The 13607-nt window shown below is 71.8% G+C and carries 13 protein-coding genes; 4 read left to right on the top strand and 9 right to left on the bottom strand.

The window, feature by feature from the left end; all coding sequences use genetic code 11:
* Window positions 1-33: 33 nt before the first annotated feature.
* The 4 genes from CRP49_RS40785 to CRP49_RS40770 all read right to left on the bottom strand — a co-directional run bounded on the left by CRP49_RS40785 (window position 34) and on the right by CRP49_RS40770 (window position 5033).
* Complete coding sequence (locus tag CRP49_RS40785; protein ID WP_097259296.1) at window positions 34-795, bottom strand: carbohydrate ABC transporter permease; 762 nt, start codon at window positions 793-795, stop codon at window positions 34-36.
* A gap of 56 nt (window positions 796-851) precedes the next feature.
* Window positions 852-1817 carry a carbohydrate ABC transporter permease gene (locus tag CRP49_RS40780; protein WP_097258419.1) on the bottom strand — a complete coding sequence of 322 codons (966 nt, stop codon included), beginning with the start codon at window positions 1815-1817 and terminating at the stop codon, window positions 852-854.
* A 7-nt stretch (window positions 1818-1824) separates the two neighbouring features.
* A complete protein-coding gene (locus tag CRP49_RS40775) occupies window positions 1825-3048 on the bottom strand; it encodes an extracellular solute-binding protein (RefSeq protein WP_097258418.1) in 1224 nt (407 codons plus the stop codon).
* 62 nt (window positions 3049-3110) lie between these two features.
* The gene (locus CRP49_RS40770; RefSeq protein WP_097258417.1) at window positions 3111-5033 is read right to left on the bottom strand and encodes a glycoside hydrolase family 127 protein; all 1923 of its coding nucleotides are present in this window, start codon (window positions 5031-5033) and stop codon (window positions 3111-3113) included.
* 246 nt (window positions 5034-5279) lie between these two features.
* Here CRP49_RS40770 and CRP49_RS40765 point away from each other — a divergent pair, with 246 nt between their 5' ends.
* The gene (locus CRP49_RS40765; protein ID WP_097258416.1) at window positions 5280-6302 is read left to right on the top strand and encodes a LacI family DNA-binding transcriptional regulator; all 1023 of its coding nucleotides are present in this window, start codon (window positions 5280-5282) and stop codon (window positions 6300-6302) included.
* 46 nt (window positions 6303-6348) lie between these two features.
* On the opposite strand, the gene CRP49_RS40760 is transcribed toward CRP49_RS40765, so the two are convergent.
* The 3 genes from CRP49_RS40760 to CRP49_RS40745 form a co-directional block, all read right to left on the bottom strand.
* The gene (locus tag CRP49_RS40760; protein ID WP_097258415.1) at window positions 6349-6684 is read right to left on the bottom strand and encodes a hypothetical protein; all 336 of its coding nucleotides are present in this window, start codon (window positions 6682-6684) and stop codon (window positions 6349-6351) included.
* Window positions 6681-7379: an RNA polymerase sigma factor gene (locus CRP49_RS40755; protein ID WP_097258414.1), complete on the bottom strand. Its 699-nt coding sequence runs from the start codon at window positions 7377-7379 to the stop codon at window positions 6681-6683. Before CRP49_RS40755 ends, CRP49_RS40760 begins: the two co-directional genes overlap by 4 nt.
* 677 nt (window positions 7380-8056) lie before the next feature.
* Complete coding sequence (locus CRP49_RS40745) at window positions 8057-8752, bottom strand: type 1 glutamine amidotransferase domain-containing protein (protein ID WP_097258412.1); 696 nt, start codon at window positions 8750-8752, stop codon at window positions 8057-8059.
* Between the two features lie 140 nt (window positions 8753-8892).
* Here CRP49_RS40745 and CRP49_RS40740 point away from each other — a divergent pair, with 140 nt between their 5' ends.
* From CRP49_RS40740 to CRP49_RS40725, 3 genes are all read left to right on the top strand, one after another.
* On the top strand, window positions 8893-9798 hold the full coding sequence (locus CRP49_RS40740) for a LysR family transcriptional regulator (protein WP_097258411.1): 906 nt from the start codon (window positions 8893-8895) through the stop codon (window positions 9796-9798).
* Between the two features lie 338 nt (window positions 9799-10136).
* Window positions 10137-10811, top strand: coding sequence for a hypothetical protein (locus CRP49_RS40730; RefSeq protein ID WP_257033799.1), 675 nt, complete (start codon window positions 10137-10139; stop codon window positions 10809-10811).
* A 181-nt stretch (window positions 10812-10992) separates the two neighbouring features.
* Window positions 10993-11358 carry a cupin domain-containing protein gene (locus CRP49_RS40725; RefSeq protein ID WP_067007868.1) on the top strand — a complete coding sequence of 122 codons (366 nt, stop codon included), beginning with the start codon at window positions 10993-10995 and terminating at the stop codon, window positions 11356-11358.
* Window positions 11359-11426: 68 nt separating this feature from the next.
* Here the strand turns inward: CRP49_RS40725 and CRP49_RS40720 are convergent, their stop codons facing one another.
* Together CRP49_RS40720 and CRP49_RS40715 are read right to left on the bottom strand one after the other, a co-directional pair.
* Window positions 11427-12398: an NAD(P)-dependent alcohol dehydrogenase gene (locus tag CRP49_RS40720; protein WP_097258410.1), complete on the bottom strand. Its 972-nt coding sequence runs from the start codon at window positions 12396-12398 to the stop codon at window positions 11427-11429.
* A 116-nt stretch (window positions 12399-12514) separates the two neighbouring features.
* A complete protein-coding gene (locus CRP49_RS40715; protein ID WP_097258409.1) occupies window positions 12515-13489 on the bottom strand; it encodes a pyridoxal-phosphate dependent enzyme in 975 nt (324 codons plus the stop codon).
* Window positions 13490-13607 lie beyond the last annotated feature (118 nt).

Below are 13607 nucleotides of genomic sequence, written 5' to 3'. Positions count from 1 at the left end.
GACTTCTCCTTACGGAGGTGATGGGGGGATGTTTCAGTCCTTCACGGCGCCCGCGGTCACGCCCGCGGCCACATAGCGCTGTGCGAGGACCAGCAGGACGGCTGCGGGGACGGACGCGACGACGGCGGTGGCCATGATCGCGTTCCATTCCTGGTTGTTGTTGCCGATGTACTTGTAGATGCCGAGGGTGATCGGCCTCAGGTCGCCCCCGCCGTCGAGGGTGTTGGCGAAGACGAAGTCGGACCAGGCCCACAGGAAACTGAAGAGCGAGACGGTGACGACGGCGTTGCGGCTCACCGGCAGCACGATCGACCAGAAGGTGCGGAAGGTTCCCGCGCCGTCGATGCGGGAGGCGGCGAGGAGTTCGCCGGGTATGCCCGACATGAACGCCGTGAAGATCATGACGCCGAACGGCACGGCGATGGTGGAGTCCGCGATGATCAGACCCCACCAGGAGTTGAGCAGACCGAGGTCCAGGAAGATGCCGTAGAAGCCCATCGCCATGACGATCCCGGGGATCATCTGCGCGACCAGCAGTCCGAGGCCCAGCGCGCCGCCGCCGCTCGGGCGCAGTTTCGCCAGCGAGTAGCCGGCGGGGGCGGCGAGGAGAAGGGTGAGGGCGACCGTGCCCAGGCCGATCAGCAGACTCGTGCCGAGGTACGGCAACTGGTCGTCCAGGACGGCCCGGTAGCCCTCGAAGGTGGGGTGCAGCGGCAGCAGGTCGGGCGGGTTCTTGCGCATGTCCTGCTGCGGGGTGAGGGACACGTTCAGCATCCAGTACACCGGGAACAGCATCAGCGCGGTGAGTACGAGGCCGATGACGGTGTGACGGCGGCTCGTCGCACGGGACTTCACGCCTCCTGCCTCCTCTGCACGCGGATGTACAGCAGCCCGAAGACGAGCGCGATGAGGATGAGGATGTTGCCGACCGCGGCTCCCGGGCCGAACTTGGGCAGCAGCGTGCCGAAGCCGAGCTGGTACGACCAGGTGGCCAGGGTCGACGAGGCGTCGCCGGGGCCGCCCTTGGTCATGATCCAGATCAGGTCGAACACCTTGAGGGTATAGACCAGCCCGAGCAGCAGGGTGATCGCCGACACCGGGCGCAGCAGCGGGAAGGTGATCCGGTGGAACTGCTGCCAGGTACTCGCCCCGTCCAGCGCCGCCGCCTCGTACAGCTCGGCCGGGACGTTCTGCAGGCCGCTGTAGAGGATGACCAGGTTGAACGGGATGCCGATCCAGATGTTGGCGACGATCACCGAGGTCAGCGCCCAGTCCGGTGAGGTCAGCCAGCCGACCGGGTCCACGCCGAAGAAGTGCAGGAGGTAGTTCACCACGCCGGACTCGCTGTTGAACATCCACGACCACGTCGACGCGGACACGATCAGCGGCAGCAGCCACGGGATCAGGAACAGTGCGCGCAGGGTCGGCGCGAGCCGGAAGTGCCGGTTGAAGAAGACCGCGAGGGCCAGCCCGATGACGTACTGGAAGGCGATCGACACGAAGGTGAAGACCATCGTGTGCCGCATGGCCGGGCCGAACGTCGGGTCGTCCAGGACCTTCTGGAAGTTGTCCCAGCCGGAGAACGGCGCGTCCCCGGCCACGAACGACCGGACGGTGTAGTCGCGCAGGCTCAGGTCGAGGTTGCGGTAGAGCGGATAGACGTAGAAGGCGGCGAGGTAGGCGAGGAGGGGCGTCACGAAGGCGAGCGCGGTCAGGCGGCTCCTGCGCCGGTGCCGCCGGCGCAGGGCGTCGGTGGTGCTCGCCCCTGCCGCGGCGGCCGGTGCTCGCCGCGGACGGTCGACCCGGGCGATGGTCATGCCGGTGCTAGCCCTTCTGCGCGCTCGACTGGGCGGTGTCCAGCGCGTCCTGCGGGCTCTTGCTGCCGGACAGCGCGGCCTGGACGGCGGTCCACATCGGCTGGGAGATGGTGGGGTACTTGGTGCCGAGACCGCCGCTGGTACGGCCGCGGGCCGCCGCGACCGCGGACACCCACGGCTTGAGCTTCGGGTTCTGCTTCACCTGTTCGGCCTGTACGGCGGCCGTCGGAGCGACGTACTGCAGCGTCGTGTCCGTGGGCAGCAGGTTCGCGTCGCTGGTCAGACACGTGACGATCTTCTTGGTGACGTCGTAGCGCCCGGTGTCCTTCTGCACGGGCACGGTCACGAACTCGCCGCCCGTCGGCACCGGCGCCGAACCGCCGTTCCGCGCCGGGATGTTGATGATGCCGTAGTCGAAGCCGGCCTTGTCCGCGTTGCCCAGCTGCCAGGTGCCGTTCTCGCTGAACGCGTAGTCGCCGGTGGCGAACTCCTGCCAGCTGGTCGTCTGCGTGTTCTGCAGGACGTCCTTCGGCGCGTACCCCTCGTCGACCCACTGCTTCCACAGGGACAGGGCGGCAACTCCCTTGGTCGAGTCGAGCTTTGTCAGATCACCGCCCGCGCCCCAGAACCAGGGCAGGAACTGGAAGCTGCCCTCTTCCGTGTTGATCGCGGAGAAGGTGATGCCCTTCTTCCCGGCCGACTTGACCTTCTCCAGGGCGGCCGTGAGGGAGTTCCAGTCCTTGACGGATGCCGGGTCGACGCCCGCCGCGGAGAGGATCTTCTTGTTGTAGTAGAGGGCGAGCGTGTTGGCGCCGATCGGCACCCCGTAGGACGCGTCGTCGATGGTGCCCGCGCCGATGATGTTCTTCTGGATCGACTTCGTGTCCAGGCCGAGGTCGCTCGTCCTGTTGAGGATCCCGGCCTCCACCAGCGTGGAGACGACCGGGTTGTCCACCAGCATCACATCGGGCGCGTTGCCCTGCTGGGCGGCCAGCAGCGCCTTGTTGCCCAGGTCCGTGGTGTCGTACGCGGTTCGCTTCAGCTTCACCCCGGCCTTCGTCCCGCACGAGGTGACAAGCTTGCCCCACGCCGACGAGGCGTCGAACTGGGGGTACGGGTCCCAGAAGGTGTACGTCCCCCCGGACGACCCGGAGGAGGAGTCCGAGGAGCCGGAGCCGCCTCCGCAGGCGGTCAGGGAGGCGAGGGTGCCGACGGCGGCGAGCGCTGCCATGAGGGTACGGCGGGTGGGTATCACGGGGTGACCTCGTTGTCGTAGGGCAGAACTGAGGGAGTTCAGGAGGCGGGGAGCCAGACGCGCATGCTGCCGTCCTCACGGTTGGCCCAGGCGTAGTAGGGGACGGCGGTGAACTCGACCGTTTCGCCGTCCGGTTCGGGAGCCGCGGTGGTGTCGGCGGAGGCGTACGGCCACCATCCCCGGTCGGGGATGCCGCGTCGGCGTCCGGCCGCCACGACCGTCGTGACCCCGCCGAGCAGGTCCGGCCGGTGCTTCACGGCGAGCGGGCGGGTGGTGTCGAGGACGATGTCGTCCAGACCGCCGCCGGGGTGGTCGACCTGCTCCAGGCAGTACACGAGCGGCCCGCGTTCGATCGCCACGCAGCCGCGTACGGCGTCCACGCGGGGGTCGGCCGCGGTGAGCCGGGGTTCGAGCGTGAGCTCCAGCACGATCCGGTCGCCGGGAGTCCAGGTCCGCTCCAGTCGGAGCCAACCGTCGTCCACGGGGGAGTCGTACGTTTCCTCGCCGCACCGCACCCGGAACTCGCGGCACCACTGCGGGATGCGCAGCGAGAGCGTCCAGGGCCGGTCGGCCGGGGTCTCCTCGACGGTGAGGGCGATCGTGCCGTGCCAGGGATAGTCCGTCTCGGCACGCACGACGATCGGGCCGCAGGCGTAGCGCCCGGTGACGTACTGGTGGATCTGCAGGCCGCCGTCGTCGCCGCTGGCCAGGTAGTGCTCCAGGCTGCCGAGCAGCCGCATCACGTTGGGCGGGCAGCAGGCGCACCGGAACCAGCGGGTGCGGCGGGCCGACTGGTCGCCTCCGGGGTCGGTGTGGCCGTCACGGACCTGGAGCGGGTTGACGTAGAGCCAGCGCTCGCCGTCCAGGGAGACTCCCGCCAGGAAGCCGTTGTAGAGGGTGCGTTCGATGAGGTCGGAGTAGCGGGCCTCGCCGGTGAGCAGGGCCAGGCGCCAGCTCCACTGGACGGAGGCGATGGCGGCACAGGTCTCGCAGTAGGCGCGCTCGTTGGGGAGTTCGTACGGGTCACCGAAGTCCTCCTGGTCGTGGTGGGCGCCGAGACCGCCGGTGAGGTGGGTCTTCGTCGTGGTCATCGCGTGCCACAACCGCTCGCCCGCAGCGCGCAGTCCGGCGTCCCCGGTCTCGGTAGCCAGGTCCGCGGCCGCCGCCAGCAGGTACAACTGCCGTACGGCATGGCCCTCGACGTTCGTCGCCTCGCGCACCGGAACGCGGTCCTGGCAGTAGGCCTCGCCGCCGAGCAGGCCGTGGCCGTGCCGGTCGACGAAGTAGCCCGCCAGGTCGAGGTAGCGGCGCTCGCCGGTCTCCCGGTACAGCTCGACCAGAGCCGTCTCCACTTCCGGGTGGCCGTCGATGCCGTCGATCGGACGTCCGCTGCCGGGGAGGCCGAAGACCGAGTCGACGTGATCGGCGAACCTCCGTGCCACGTCGAGGAGTTCGGTTCGCCCGGTGGCCCGGTGGTGGGCGACCGCCGCCTGGATCAGATGGCCCGCGCAGTACAGCTCGTGCCCCCAGCGCAGGTCCTGGTAGCGCGCGCCGCCCTTGACCAGCTGGAACCAGGTGTTGAGGTAGCCGTCGGGCTGCTGGGCGGCGGCGACCAGGGCGATGATGCGGTCCACGTCGGCGGCGAGGGAGTCGTCGCCGCGATGGCCGAGTTGCCAGGCGGCGGCCTCCAGCCACTTGTAGACGTCCGTGTCCACGAAGGGGTACGCGCCCTGGAACTCGCCCTCGGCGGTGCCGGCCGCCAGCCGCAGGTTGTGCAGGTTCCCGGCGGACTCCAGCAGGCCCGGTCCCTGGGGGACGGAGACGCGGGCGTTGGTCTCGCGGCGGGCGTGCCAGAAGCCCGCGTCGATGGCGACGGCCGTGGGGTGCAGCGCGGCGTGGGCGTCCGGGCCGAGGCGGACCGGTCCGGCGGGGGAGGGCTGGACGGGGCGGGTGCGGGGCATGGCTCTCCGGGTGGGGTGGCGTGGCGGGACTGTCGTTCGGGATATCGAACACTGTCCGACGGAAAGGTCGTGGCCAGTCACGGAGCTGTTGTGAGCAACCGTTTTCTCGCCGAGAAGTACAGGGGAGTTGGGTAGCCCGGTCAAGAGGTGCGGCAAGTTATTTCTCAACTTGCTCAACGATCTGGCACTTCCGTCGGGCGGCTGCCACGATGTGAGCCGTCGTCATCATCAGGAAAAGGTTTGCCCGTGACCTCTGCTGCAGGCTCTCCCCCGACCGGCCGGGCCAGGCTCGCCGACGTCGCCGCGCTGGCCGGCGTCAGTGTGGGCACGGCGTCGAAGGCGCTGAACGGCGGTGGCCGGATGCGTCCCGAGACCCGGCAACGGGTGCTGGACGCGGTGGAGACGCTCGGCTTCCGGCCCAACCAGCATGCTCAGAGCCTGCACAGCGGCAGGAGCTGGACGGTCGGCCTGATGACGACGGATGGGATAGGCCGGTTCAGCACGCCGGTGCTCCTCGGCGCCGAGGACGCGCTCGGCGCCGGAAAGATCTCGGTCCTGCTGTGCGACACCCGCGGCGACGCCATCCGCGAGCAGCACCATCTGCGCAACCTCACCGACCGACGGGTCGACGGCATCATCGTCGCCGGCCGCCGCACGGACCCCCGCCCGCCGCTGACCGGCATCGACCCGTCCATCCCCGTCGTCTATGCGCTCGCCCCGTCCACCGACCCCGCGGACACCTCGGTCGTCACCGACGACCGGGGTGGTGCCCACCTGGCCGTCGAGCACCTGCTGGCCACCGGCCGCACCCGCATCGCCCATGTCACCGGCCCGGAGCACCACCAGGCCGCCCGCGACCGGGCCCGCCACGCGATCGACCACCTTCGGGGCGCCGGCCTGGAACTGGCCACCGGCCGCGTGCACTTCGGCGAGTGGAGCGAGGCGTGGGGCCGCCGCGCGGCCGACGCGGTGCTGCGCACGGCACCGGACACGGACGCCTTCTTCTGCGGCAACGACCAGATCGCCCGGGGCGTGGCCGACACGCTGCGCGAGCGGGGCCGGAGCGTGCCCGGTGACATCGCCGTCGTCGGCTACGACAACTGGGACACCATGGCGCTGGCCTGCCGCCCGCCGCTCACCACGATCGACATCAACCTGGCCGAGATCGGCCGGATCGCCGCCCTCCGGCTGCTCCAGGCCATCGACGCCGTGCCGGAGCCGGGCGTGCACACGGTGCCGTGCCGACTGGTCGTGCGCGAGTCCAGCTGACCCGGACCGGCTCGCCCACCCCGGGGCGTAGTTCACTCGACCACGGCTACGGAGAGCTGGGGGACGGCTCGGCCGTGGTCGGGCGGACGGGGCTGGGGACCGCTGACGGGGTGCCGGTCGTCGGCCTGGGGGAGTGGGCCGGCTCGGCCGGCTGGTCCGGGCCGCCGCGGACGACGGTGAAGAACACCAGCGCCGCCACCGCGGCCAGGGTGAGCAGGCCCACCGCGACCCGGCGTACGAGCCGTACGGTGCGGACGTTCCCGGTCGGCGGGCGCAGCGGCCGTAGGTCGGCCGGGCCGACGGACTGTGCCCGGGCGGCGAGAGCGGCCCGCAGCCGCTCCTCGACCGGCGTCGGCGCGGTCCCGGTACCGTACTCGTTCATCGCAGACCCTCCAGACGTCGGCCGAGGGCGTCCAGGGCCCTGCTGGCCGTGGACTTGACGGTGCCGCGCGACAGACCGAGCGTCGCCGCGATCTCGGCCTCGGTCAGATGCGACCAGTACCGCAGGACCAGCACCTCGCGCTGACGTGGGGTCAGCGTCCGCAGGGCCGCCAGCACTTCACGGTGGTCCTCGTGGAGCAGGACGTCCTCCTCCGGCGCGGGGGCGTGCCCCTCCCGTTCGGGGGTGTGCGCCCGTACGGTCCTGCGCCGCCGCAGTACGGAGCGGGCCGCGTTGACCACACTGGTGCGCAGGTATGCCTCCGGGTCGTCGAGCGAGCCGAGCCGGTGGCCGTGGCGGCGGAACAGCGCCGTGAACGCGTCCTGTACGACATCCTCGGCCGTGGGCAGGTCATCGACCAGCAGCACCGCCAGGCGCACCAGGGATAGCCGGCGGTGGTGGTACAACTCCTCGATGTCGAGCGGGGGTTCGGGGACGATCAGTCCCCTTGCCCCGGTGTCGTCCCCGCGGTCGCGGGGTGTCGGATCCGCCGTCGTGCCGGCGCGGACGCGCGCGAGGACGCGGGTCCGCAGCGCGTGGGTGAACCTGCGCCAGGCCGGTGTGGACTCTGGGGCGCGGGCGCGGGCGCGGTCCCGGTCCCAGGGCAGGGCCGCCGCCGGTGGTGTGGCTGTCGTCATGGATCTCCCGGCCGGGTGTGCGGGGAGCCGCACCGGGCGACTCCCCGCACACGGGCATGCCTCAGTGGTGCTGCGGAACCGGCGAAGACGTGGCGTGCCCGGTCGCGGGGACCGGACTCGGCGACGCGGGTCGCTGCCCGTGGCTGTGCCCGTGGCGCGGTGCCGGCACCGGGGCCGGAGTGGCCGTGGACGGGACCGGAGTGGGAGTGCCTGTGTGGGGGGTGGACGGCACGGACGGTACCGGAGACGGCGTGCCCGTGTGGGGGGTCGACGGCACCGGAGACGGCGTGCCCGTGTGGGGCGTCGACGGCACCGGACTCGGCGTCGCCGTACGGATCGGGGACGGCACGGGGGACGGCGTGGCGTGGCCAGACGCGGCGTGGGACCCGGATCCGGCGTGGGCGCTGCTCTGGACCGCCTGGGCGGTCACGGTGCCGCCGACGGCCAGGGCCGCGCCCACGGCGGAGACCCCCAGGGCGGTGCGCAGCCTGCGGATGCGGCGAGGGCGGGGGACACGGTGTGCGGACATGTGTTCCTTCGGTTGCTCGGGTCGCTCGGACATCGGTCGGGATGGAGGCCTCCACCCCGACAGACGTCCGACCCCGGGCGAGGTTGCAGGCGACGGCCGACCAATTTTCCGCACGTGTGGCCGACCGCCGCTCAGCGGCACCGCCGCATCAGCCGAGCTTCTTCAGCAGCTCCTCCGCGACCGGGGCCGAGGAGGCCGGGTTCTGGCCGGTGACCAGGTTGCGGTCGACGACCACGTACGGCGCCCACGGTTCGGCCACCTGGACGTCGACGCCCGCCTCGGTCAGCCGGTCCTGGAGCAGCCACTTGGCCTGGCCGGCAAGCCCGCCCTGCGTCTCCTCCTCATTGGTGAAGGCCGCCACCCGGTAGCCGGCGAAGGCGTTCGAGCCGTCGGACCGCACCGCCGCGAGCAGCGCGGCCGGACCGTGGCAGACCACCGCCAGCGGCTTGCCCGAGTCGAGGGCGGCGGTCAGCAGACGGCCCGAGTCGGCGTCCACGGCCAGGTCCTCCATGGGTCCGTGCCCACCGGGGTAGAACACGGCGGCGAAGTCGTCGAGGTCGACCTCCGCGAGCTTCACCGGCTCCCGCAGCTCGGTCATCTCCTCCAGGGCGCGTGCCACCTTCTCGGCACCCTCCTGACCGCCGTTGAACTCGGGCGCGAGGCTCGCCCGGTCGACCGTGGGCACCACACCGCCCGGCGTGGCGACGACGACCTCGTGACCGGCGGCCTTGAGGGCGCGGTACGGGACCACGGCCTCCTCGGCCCAGAAACCGGTCGGGTGCAGGGTGCCGTCGGTGAGCGTCCAGTGGGTGGCGCCGGTCAGCACGAAAAGGATCTTCGACATGGGTCTTTCTTCTCCCTGAACTTGCGCTGGTGAGGCAAACGTAGGCGACACCACCCATAGGGAACCAATGAAGCGGTGAATGGCAGACATTGGACTTTCTATGGGTGGCGCGGAGCGCGGTCCGGTGAATACTCGGCCTCGTGGACATCCCTTCCCTCGATCTGAACCTGCTGCGTACCTTCCTCGCGGTCTACCGCTCCGGCTCCTTCACCGGGGCCGCCCGCCTGCTGGGCCTGTCGCAGCCGACGGTGACGACGCAGATGCGCACGCTGGAACGGCAGACCGGCCGGGAGCTGTTCGAACGGCTGCCCCGCGGGGTGACGCCGACACCGGTGGCCGAGGAACTGGCCGCCCGGATCGCCGCGCCCCTGGACGAGCTGGCCGCCGTCGCAGGTCCCGAGCCGCGGGAGGGGGCGCGCCCGGAGCCCGTCCACCTGGCCGGCCCCGCCGAGATCCTGTGCACGACCGTCCTGCCCGCGCTGGCTCCCCTCGTCGCCGAGGGTGTACGACTGCGGGTGGCCACCGGCCTGACCGATCCGCTGCTGGACGAACTGCGCGCGGGCCGCCACGACCTGGTGATCGCCACCTCCCGCCCGCGAGGCCGCACACTCCACGCCGTGCCCCTCACCGACGAGGAGTTCGTCCTGGTCGCCGCGCCCGTCTGGGCCGGGCGGCTGACGGACCGGCTGCCCGTCGAAGGACCGGCCGCGCTGCACTCCGTACCCCTGATCACCTACGCCGAGGACCTGCCGATCGCCCGCCGCTACTGGCGCCACGTCTTCGGCCGCCGCCTGTCCTGCACCGCCGCCGTGACCGTGCCCGACCTGCGCGGAGTGCTGGCGGCGGTGACCGCGGGCGCGGGCTTCAGCGTGCTGCCCCGCTACCTGTGCGCGGATCTACTGGACTCCGGCGCGCTCGTGGAGCTGGTGGACCCCGAGGACCCCCCGATCAACACGGGCTTCCTCGTCCAACGCCCAGGCAGCTCGGACAACCCCGACGTGGTCCGCGTCCGTGAACTCCTGCTGCGGTCGGCGCGCACCTGGTAGCTCACCTGGGGGACCGCGTACAGGGTCACCTTCGAGCGAGAGGGTGGGACATCTGCCACACCAACCTGCGACCGGCCCCTCCCCGATCCCCGTGAGGACCTCGTCCAACTCCAGGAACCACGCCCAGCCCGGCCGCCCGTCGACACCGGCCAGCCGGCCCACGACCAGGGCGCCGGGGCCGGACAGCTCGGCCAGGTGCACGGCCTTGCCGATGTCGTGCGTCGCGGCACCGAAGAGCACCGCCTCCGGCTCGAACTCCAGCCCGGGACAGTGCCGTTGCTGTCACCGTGCCAGAGCAAGCATCATCGGGCGTGACGGTTCGTGTACGGAGGGTGGTCATGGGTGTGATGCACACGGCGTTTCTGCTCGGCACGGGGTTCCTCTGGAGTGTCGCCTACGTGCTGTTGATCCGCGCGGGGTTGCGGGAGCGTACCTTCGGGATGCCTGTCGTCGCGTTCGCGACCAACATCAGCTGGGAGTTCATGTTCGCGTTCGTGCGGCCGTCGTCCGGGGTCATGCATGTGATCAACATCGTCTGGTTCTGCTTCGACCTCGCCATCGGCTACACCGTCGTACGCTTCGGACGGGCCGAATTCCCCTACCTGCCCGACCGGTTGTTCCTGCCCGCACTGGCCGTCCTGCTCGCCCTCGCCTACCCGGGCATGAACTACGCCTCCGAACAGTTCGACGAGGGCGTCGGCGCGATCACCGCGTTCGGCAGCAATCTGGCCATGTCCGGGATGTTCCTGGCGATGCTGGCCGCCCGCCGCGGTACCCGCGGCCAGTCGGTGGGGATCGCCGTGACCAAGCTGCTGGGCACCGCCTGCGCGTCGCTCTCGATGCTCACCGACCCCGACGGGGACCCGCGTTACGACAACGCCCTCATGTACTACCTCTACCTCGGCTGCCTTCTTCTTGATCTCGCCTACGTCTACGCGGTGTTCGCGGTACGGCGAGCTGAGGGGACCCCCGATACGGGCGGGGTGCCGGCCCAGAGCGCCCTCCAGGGCTGAGCGACAGATCCGACAACGTTGTCTCGGCGTGTTCCGGCGCCCCCCGAATGGCGGCTCCGAGTTGACCGGCCCACGATGGTGATGGGTGCGGCCGCCGCCGGAGCGCCGGTGCCGCCCGTGGCCGCCGGGAGACGGTGACCCGCCCCGGCCGTGGTGAGCGGCCGGAAGGGAGGACATCGTCATGTTGGAAGTGAAGACGGTAGACAAGCCGGACGAGCGGCGTGACTTCCCCCGTGGCCATCTCGAAGCCGTCCACCTGACCGGGCTCGACTTCGCCGTGGGCACCTTCGAACCGGGCTGGCGCTGGTCGGAGTCCGTGGCGCCGATCGCGGGCACCGAGAGCTGCCAGTTCCCCCACAGCGCCTATGTCGTTCAGGGCCGACTGCACATCCGCATGGACGACGGCGGTGAGGGTGAGGTCGGCCCCGGCGACGTCTTCATGTGCCCGCCCGGGCACGACGCGTGGGTTGTGGGTGACGAACAGGTAGTGGTGTACGACTTCGCGGGACCCACGGCGAAGGACTACGCGAAGGCTCAGGGGACCTGACACACCCCGCAGGTGCCCCGCGGTGCGCCCGTCACCGCGGGGCACGCGTGTGCCGTGGCCGCCCCCGGTCACACCGTGACGACGACCTTCCCGCGCGCGTGCTCCTCCTCCAGGTACCGGATGGCCTCGGGGGCCTCGGCCAGCGGGTACGTCCGGTCGATCACCGGGGCGAGCTTCCCGGAGTCGGCCAGCTCGCGCAGCTCCGCCAGCACCGCCTTGCTCGGTGCCGGGCCGATGAGCGGGCGCAGCCGCTGGCGGACGAACGGGGAGAGCACGAGCCCCTGGAGGATGAGGACGGGGGCCCCGAGGAACTGCCCCGCGCTGCCCCCGCTGCCGAGGACGAGCGTCCCGGTGGGCGCGAGGGCGCGCCGGAGGCCGGAGATCCCGTGGCTGGCCGCAAGGTCGAGGACGACGTCGTACCGCCGCCCGCCACGCGTGAAGTCCTCCCGCGTGTAGTCGATGACGTGGTCCGCGCCCAGCGAGCCGACCAGTTCGGCGTTGCGCGTGCTGCACACGCCGGTCACCTCCGCGCCGAGCGCCTTGGCGATCTGCACGGCGAACGTGCCGACCCCGCCGGAGGCGCCGTTGATCAGCACCTGCTGCCCCGGCCGCAGCCCCGCCACGTCACGCAGACCACGCAGGGCGGTGTTCCCGGCCAGCGGCAGAGTCGCCGCCTGCTCGAAGGTCAGGGCCGCGGGCTTGCGCTCCACCCAGGCGTCCGGGACGCACACGTACTCCGCGAAGGTGCCGTCGACCTCGCCGAACACCTCGTCTCCCGGCCGGAGATCCCGTACGTTCCGGCCGACCGCCGCCACCTCGCCCGCGAAGTCCCGGCCCCGGATCCGGGCCCGGGGCGCGCGCGGTCCGAGCGCCAGCCGGGCCACGTACGGGTCACCGCGCATGAGGTGCCAGTCGTACGCGTTCAACCCGGCGGCCCGCACCCGCACCAGCACCTCGTCGTCGCCGGGCACCGGCTGGTCCACGTCCCGCAGCTCCAGCACGTCCGGCGAGCCGTACCGGTCCTGCACCACTGCCTTCATGATCTCCCCCCTCGCTCCGTACCCGCAGGTTAGGGCGAGGTGCGCCGGCCGGGCATCGGGGAAGCGCCGTAGTCCCGGGGGAGGACGAGTGGGGGTGCGTGTAGGGGGCCGGTGTCTCAGAGTTCGTGGGTGACGGCCCCCGCCTCGGCGTACGCGACGGCGTCCGCGTGCCCGAACAGGCCGGGCAGCCCGCCGGTGTGCACGAACACGGTCTTCTCGCCCGGCCGTACGTCACCGTCCCGCACGGCGGCGGCCAGCCCCGCCAGGGCCCGGCCGGTGTAGGTCGGGTCGAGGATGATCCCCTCGGTGCGGGCGGCGAGCCGGAGCGCCTCCGCCACCGGACCGGTCAGCGCCGCGTACCCGCTGCCCACCTGGTCCCGGCGCACCCGCAGCCGGTCCGCCACGACCTTCTCCGCGGTGAGCGGGCCCGCGAACTCCTCGACCGCGGTGGCCGGGTCGGAAAGCGCGCCCACGTCGACACCGAGCACCGACTCCGTGCCGAGGGCCGCGACCAGCCCCGCCATGGTGCCGCCCGAGCCGAGCGCGACCACCGCCGTCCGCAGGTCGGGCACCTGCGCGCGCAGCTCCTCGCCGCAGCGCACATAGCCCCGTGCGCCCAGCGTGCTGGACCCGCCGAACGGGATCAGCGCGGGACGGGCACCACCCGAGCGCAGTCGCGCGCACACCTCGGCCGCCGCGGCGTCCAGCCCCGCCTGGTCCACGTCGCCCGCCCAGGCGAGACGCGCCCCCAACAACCCGTCCAGGGCGAGGTTCCCGGAACGCGACCGCCCCGGTGCACCGCGCAGTACGAGGACGGCGTCCAGTCCCAGCCGGGCGGCCGCGGCGGCCGTCAGCCGGGCGTGGTTGCTCTGCGCGGCGCCGGTGGTCACGAGGGTGTCCGCGCCCTCGGCCAGCGCCGCGCCCGCGAGCCACTCCAGCTTGCGGATCTTGTTCCCGCCGCCGCCCAGGCCGGTCAGGTCGTCCCGCTTGACCCACAGGTCGTCCGGACCGAGCCCGAGCGCGGCGGCGAGCCGGGGCGCCGGTTCGACGGGAGTCGGGAAAGTGCCGAGCTGCACGGGCGGGTGGCTCATGTCGTACGTCCTTGTGTGCGGGCGGATGGCGGGCCGACAGCCAACAGCCGCCGGGCAGGTGGCGGCCGATCAGGGGTCAGTCGATCACGCCCGGCCACCCCGCGTCACCCCGGCACCA

The organism is Streptomyces sp. Ag109_G2-15 (genome assembly GCF_900215565.1).
In the GTDB taxonomy this organism is placed as follows: domain Bacteria; phylum Actinomycetota; class Actinomycetes; order Streptomycetales; family Streptomycetaceae; genus Streptomyces; species Streptomyces diastatochromogenes.
The sequence above is the reverse complement of the archived record's forward strand: the minus strand, read 5'-3'. Positions and strand labels throughout refer to the sequence as shown.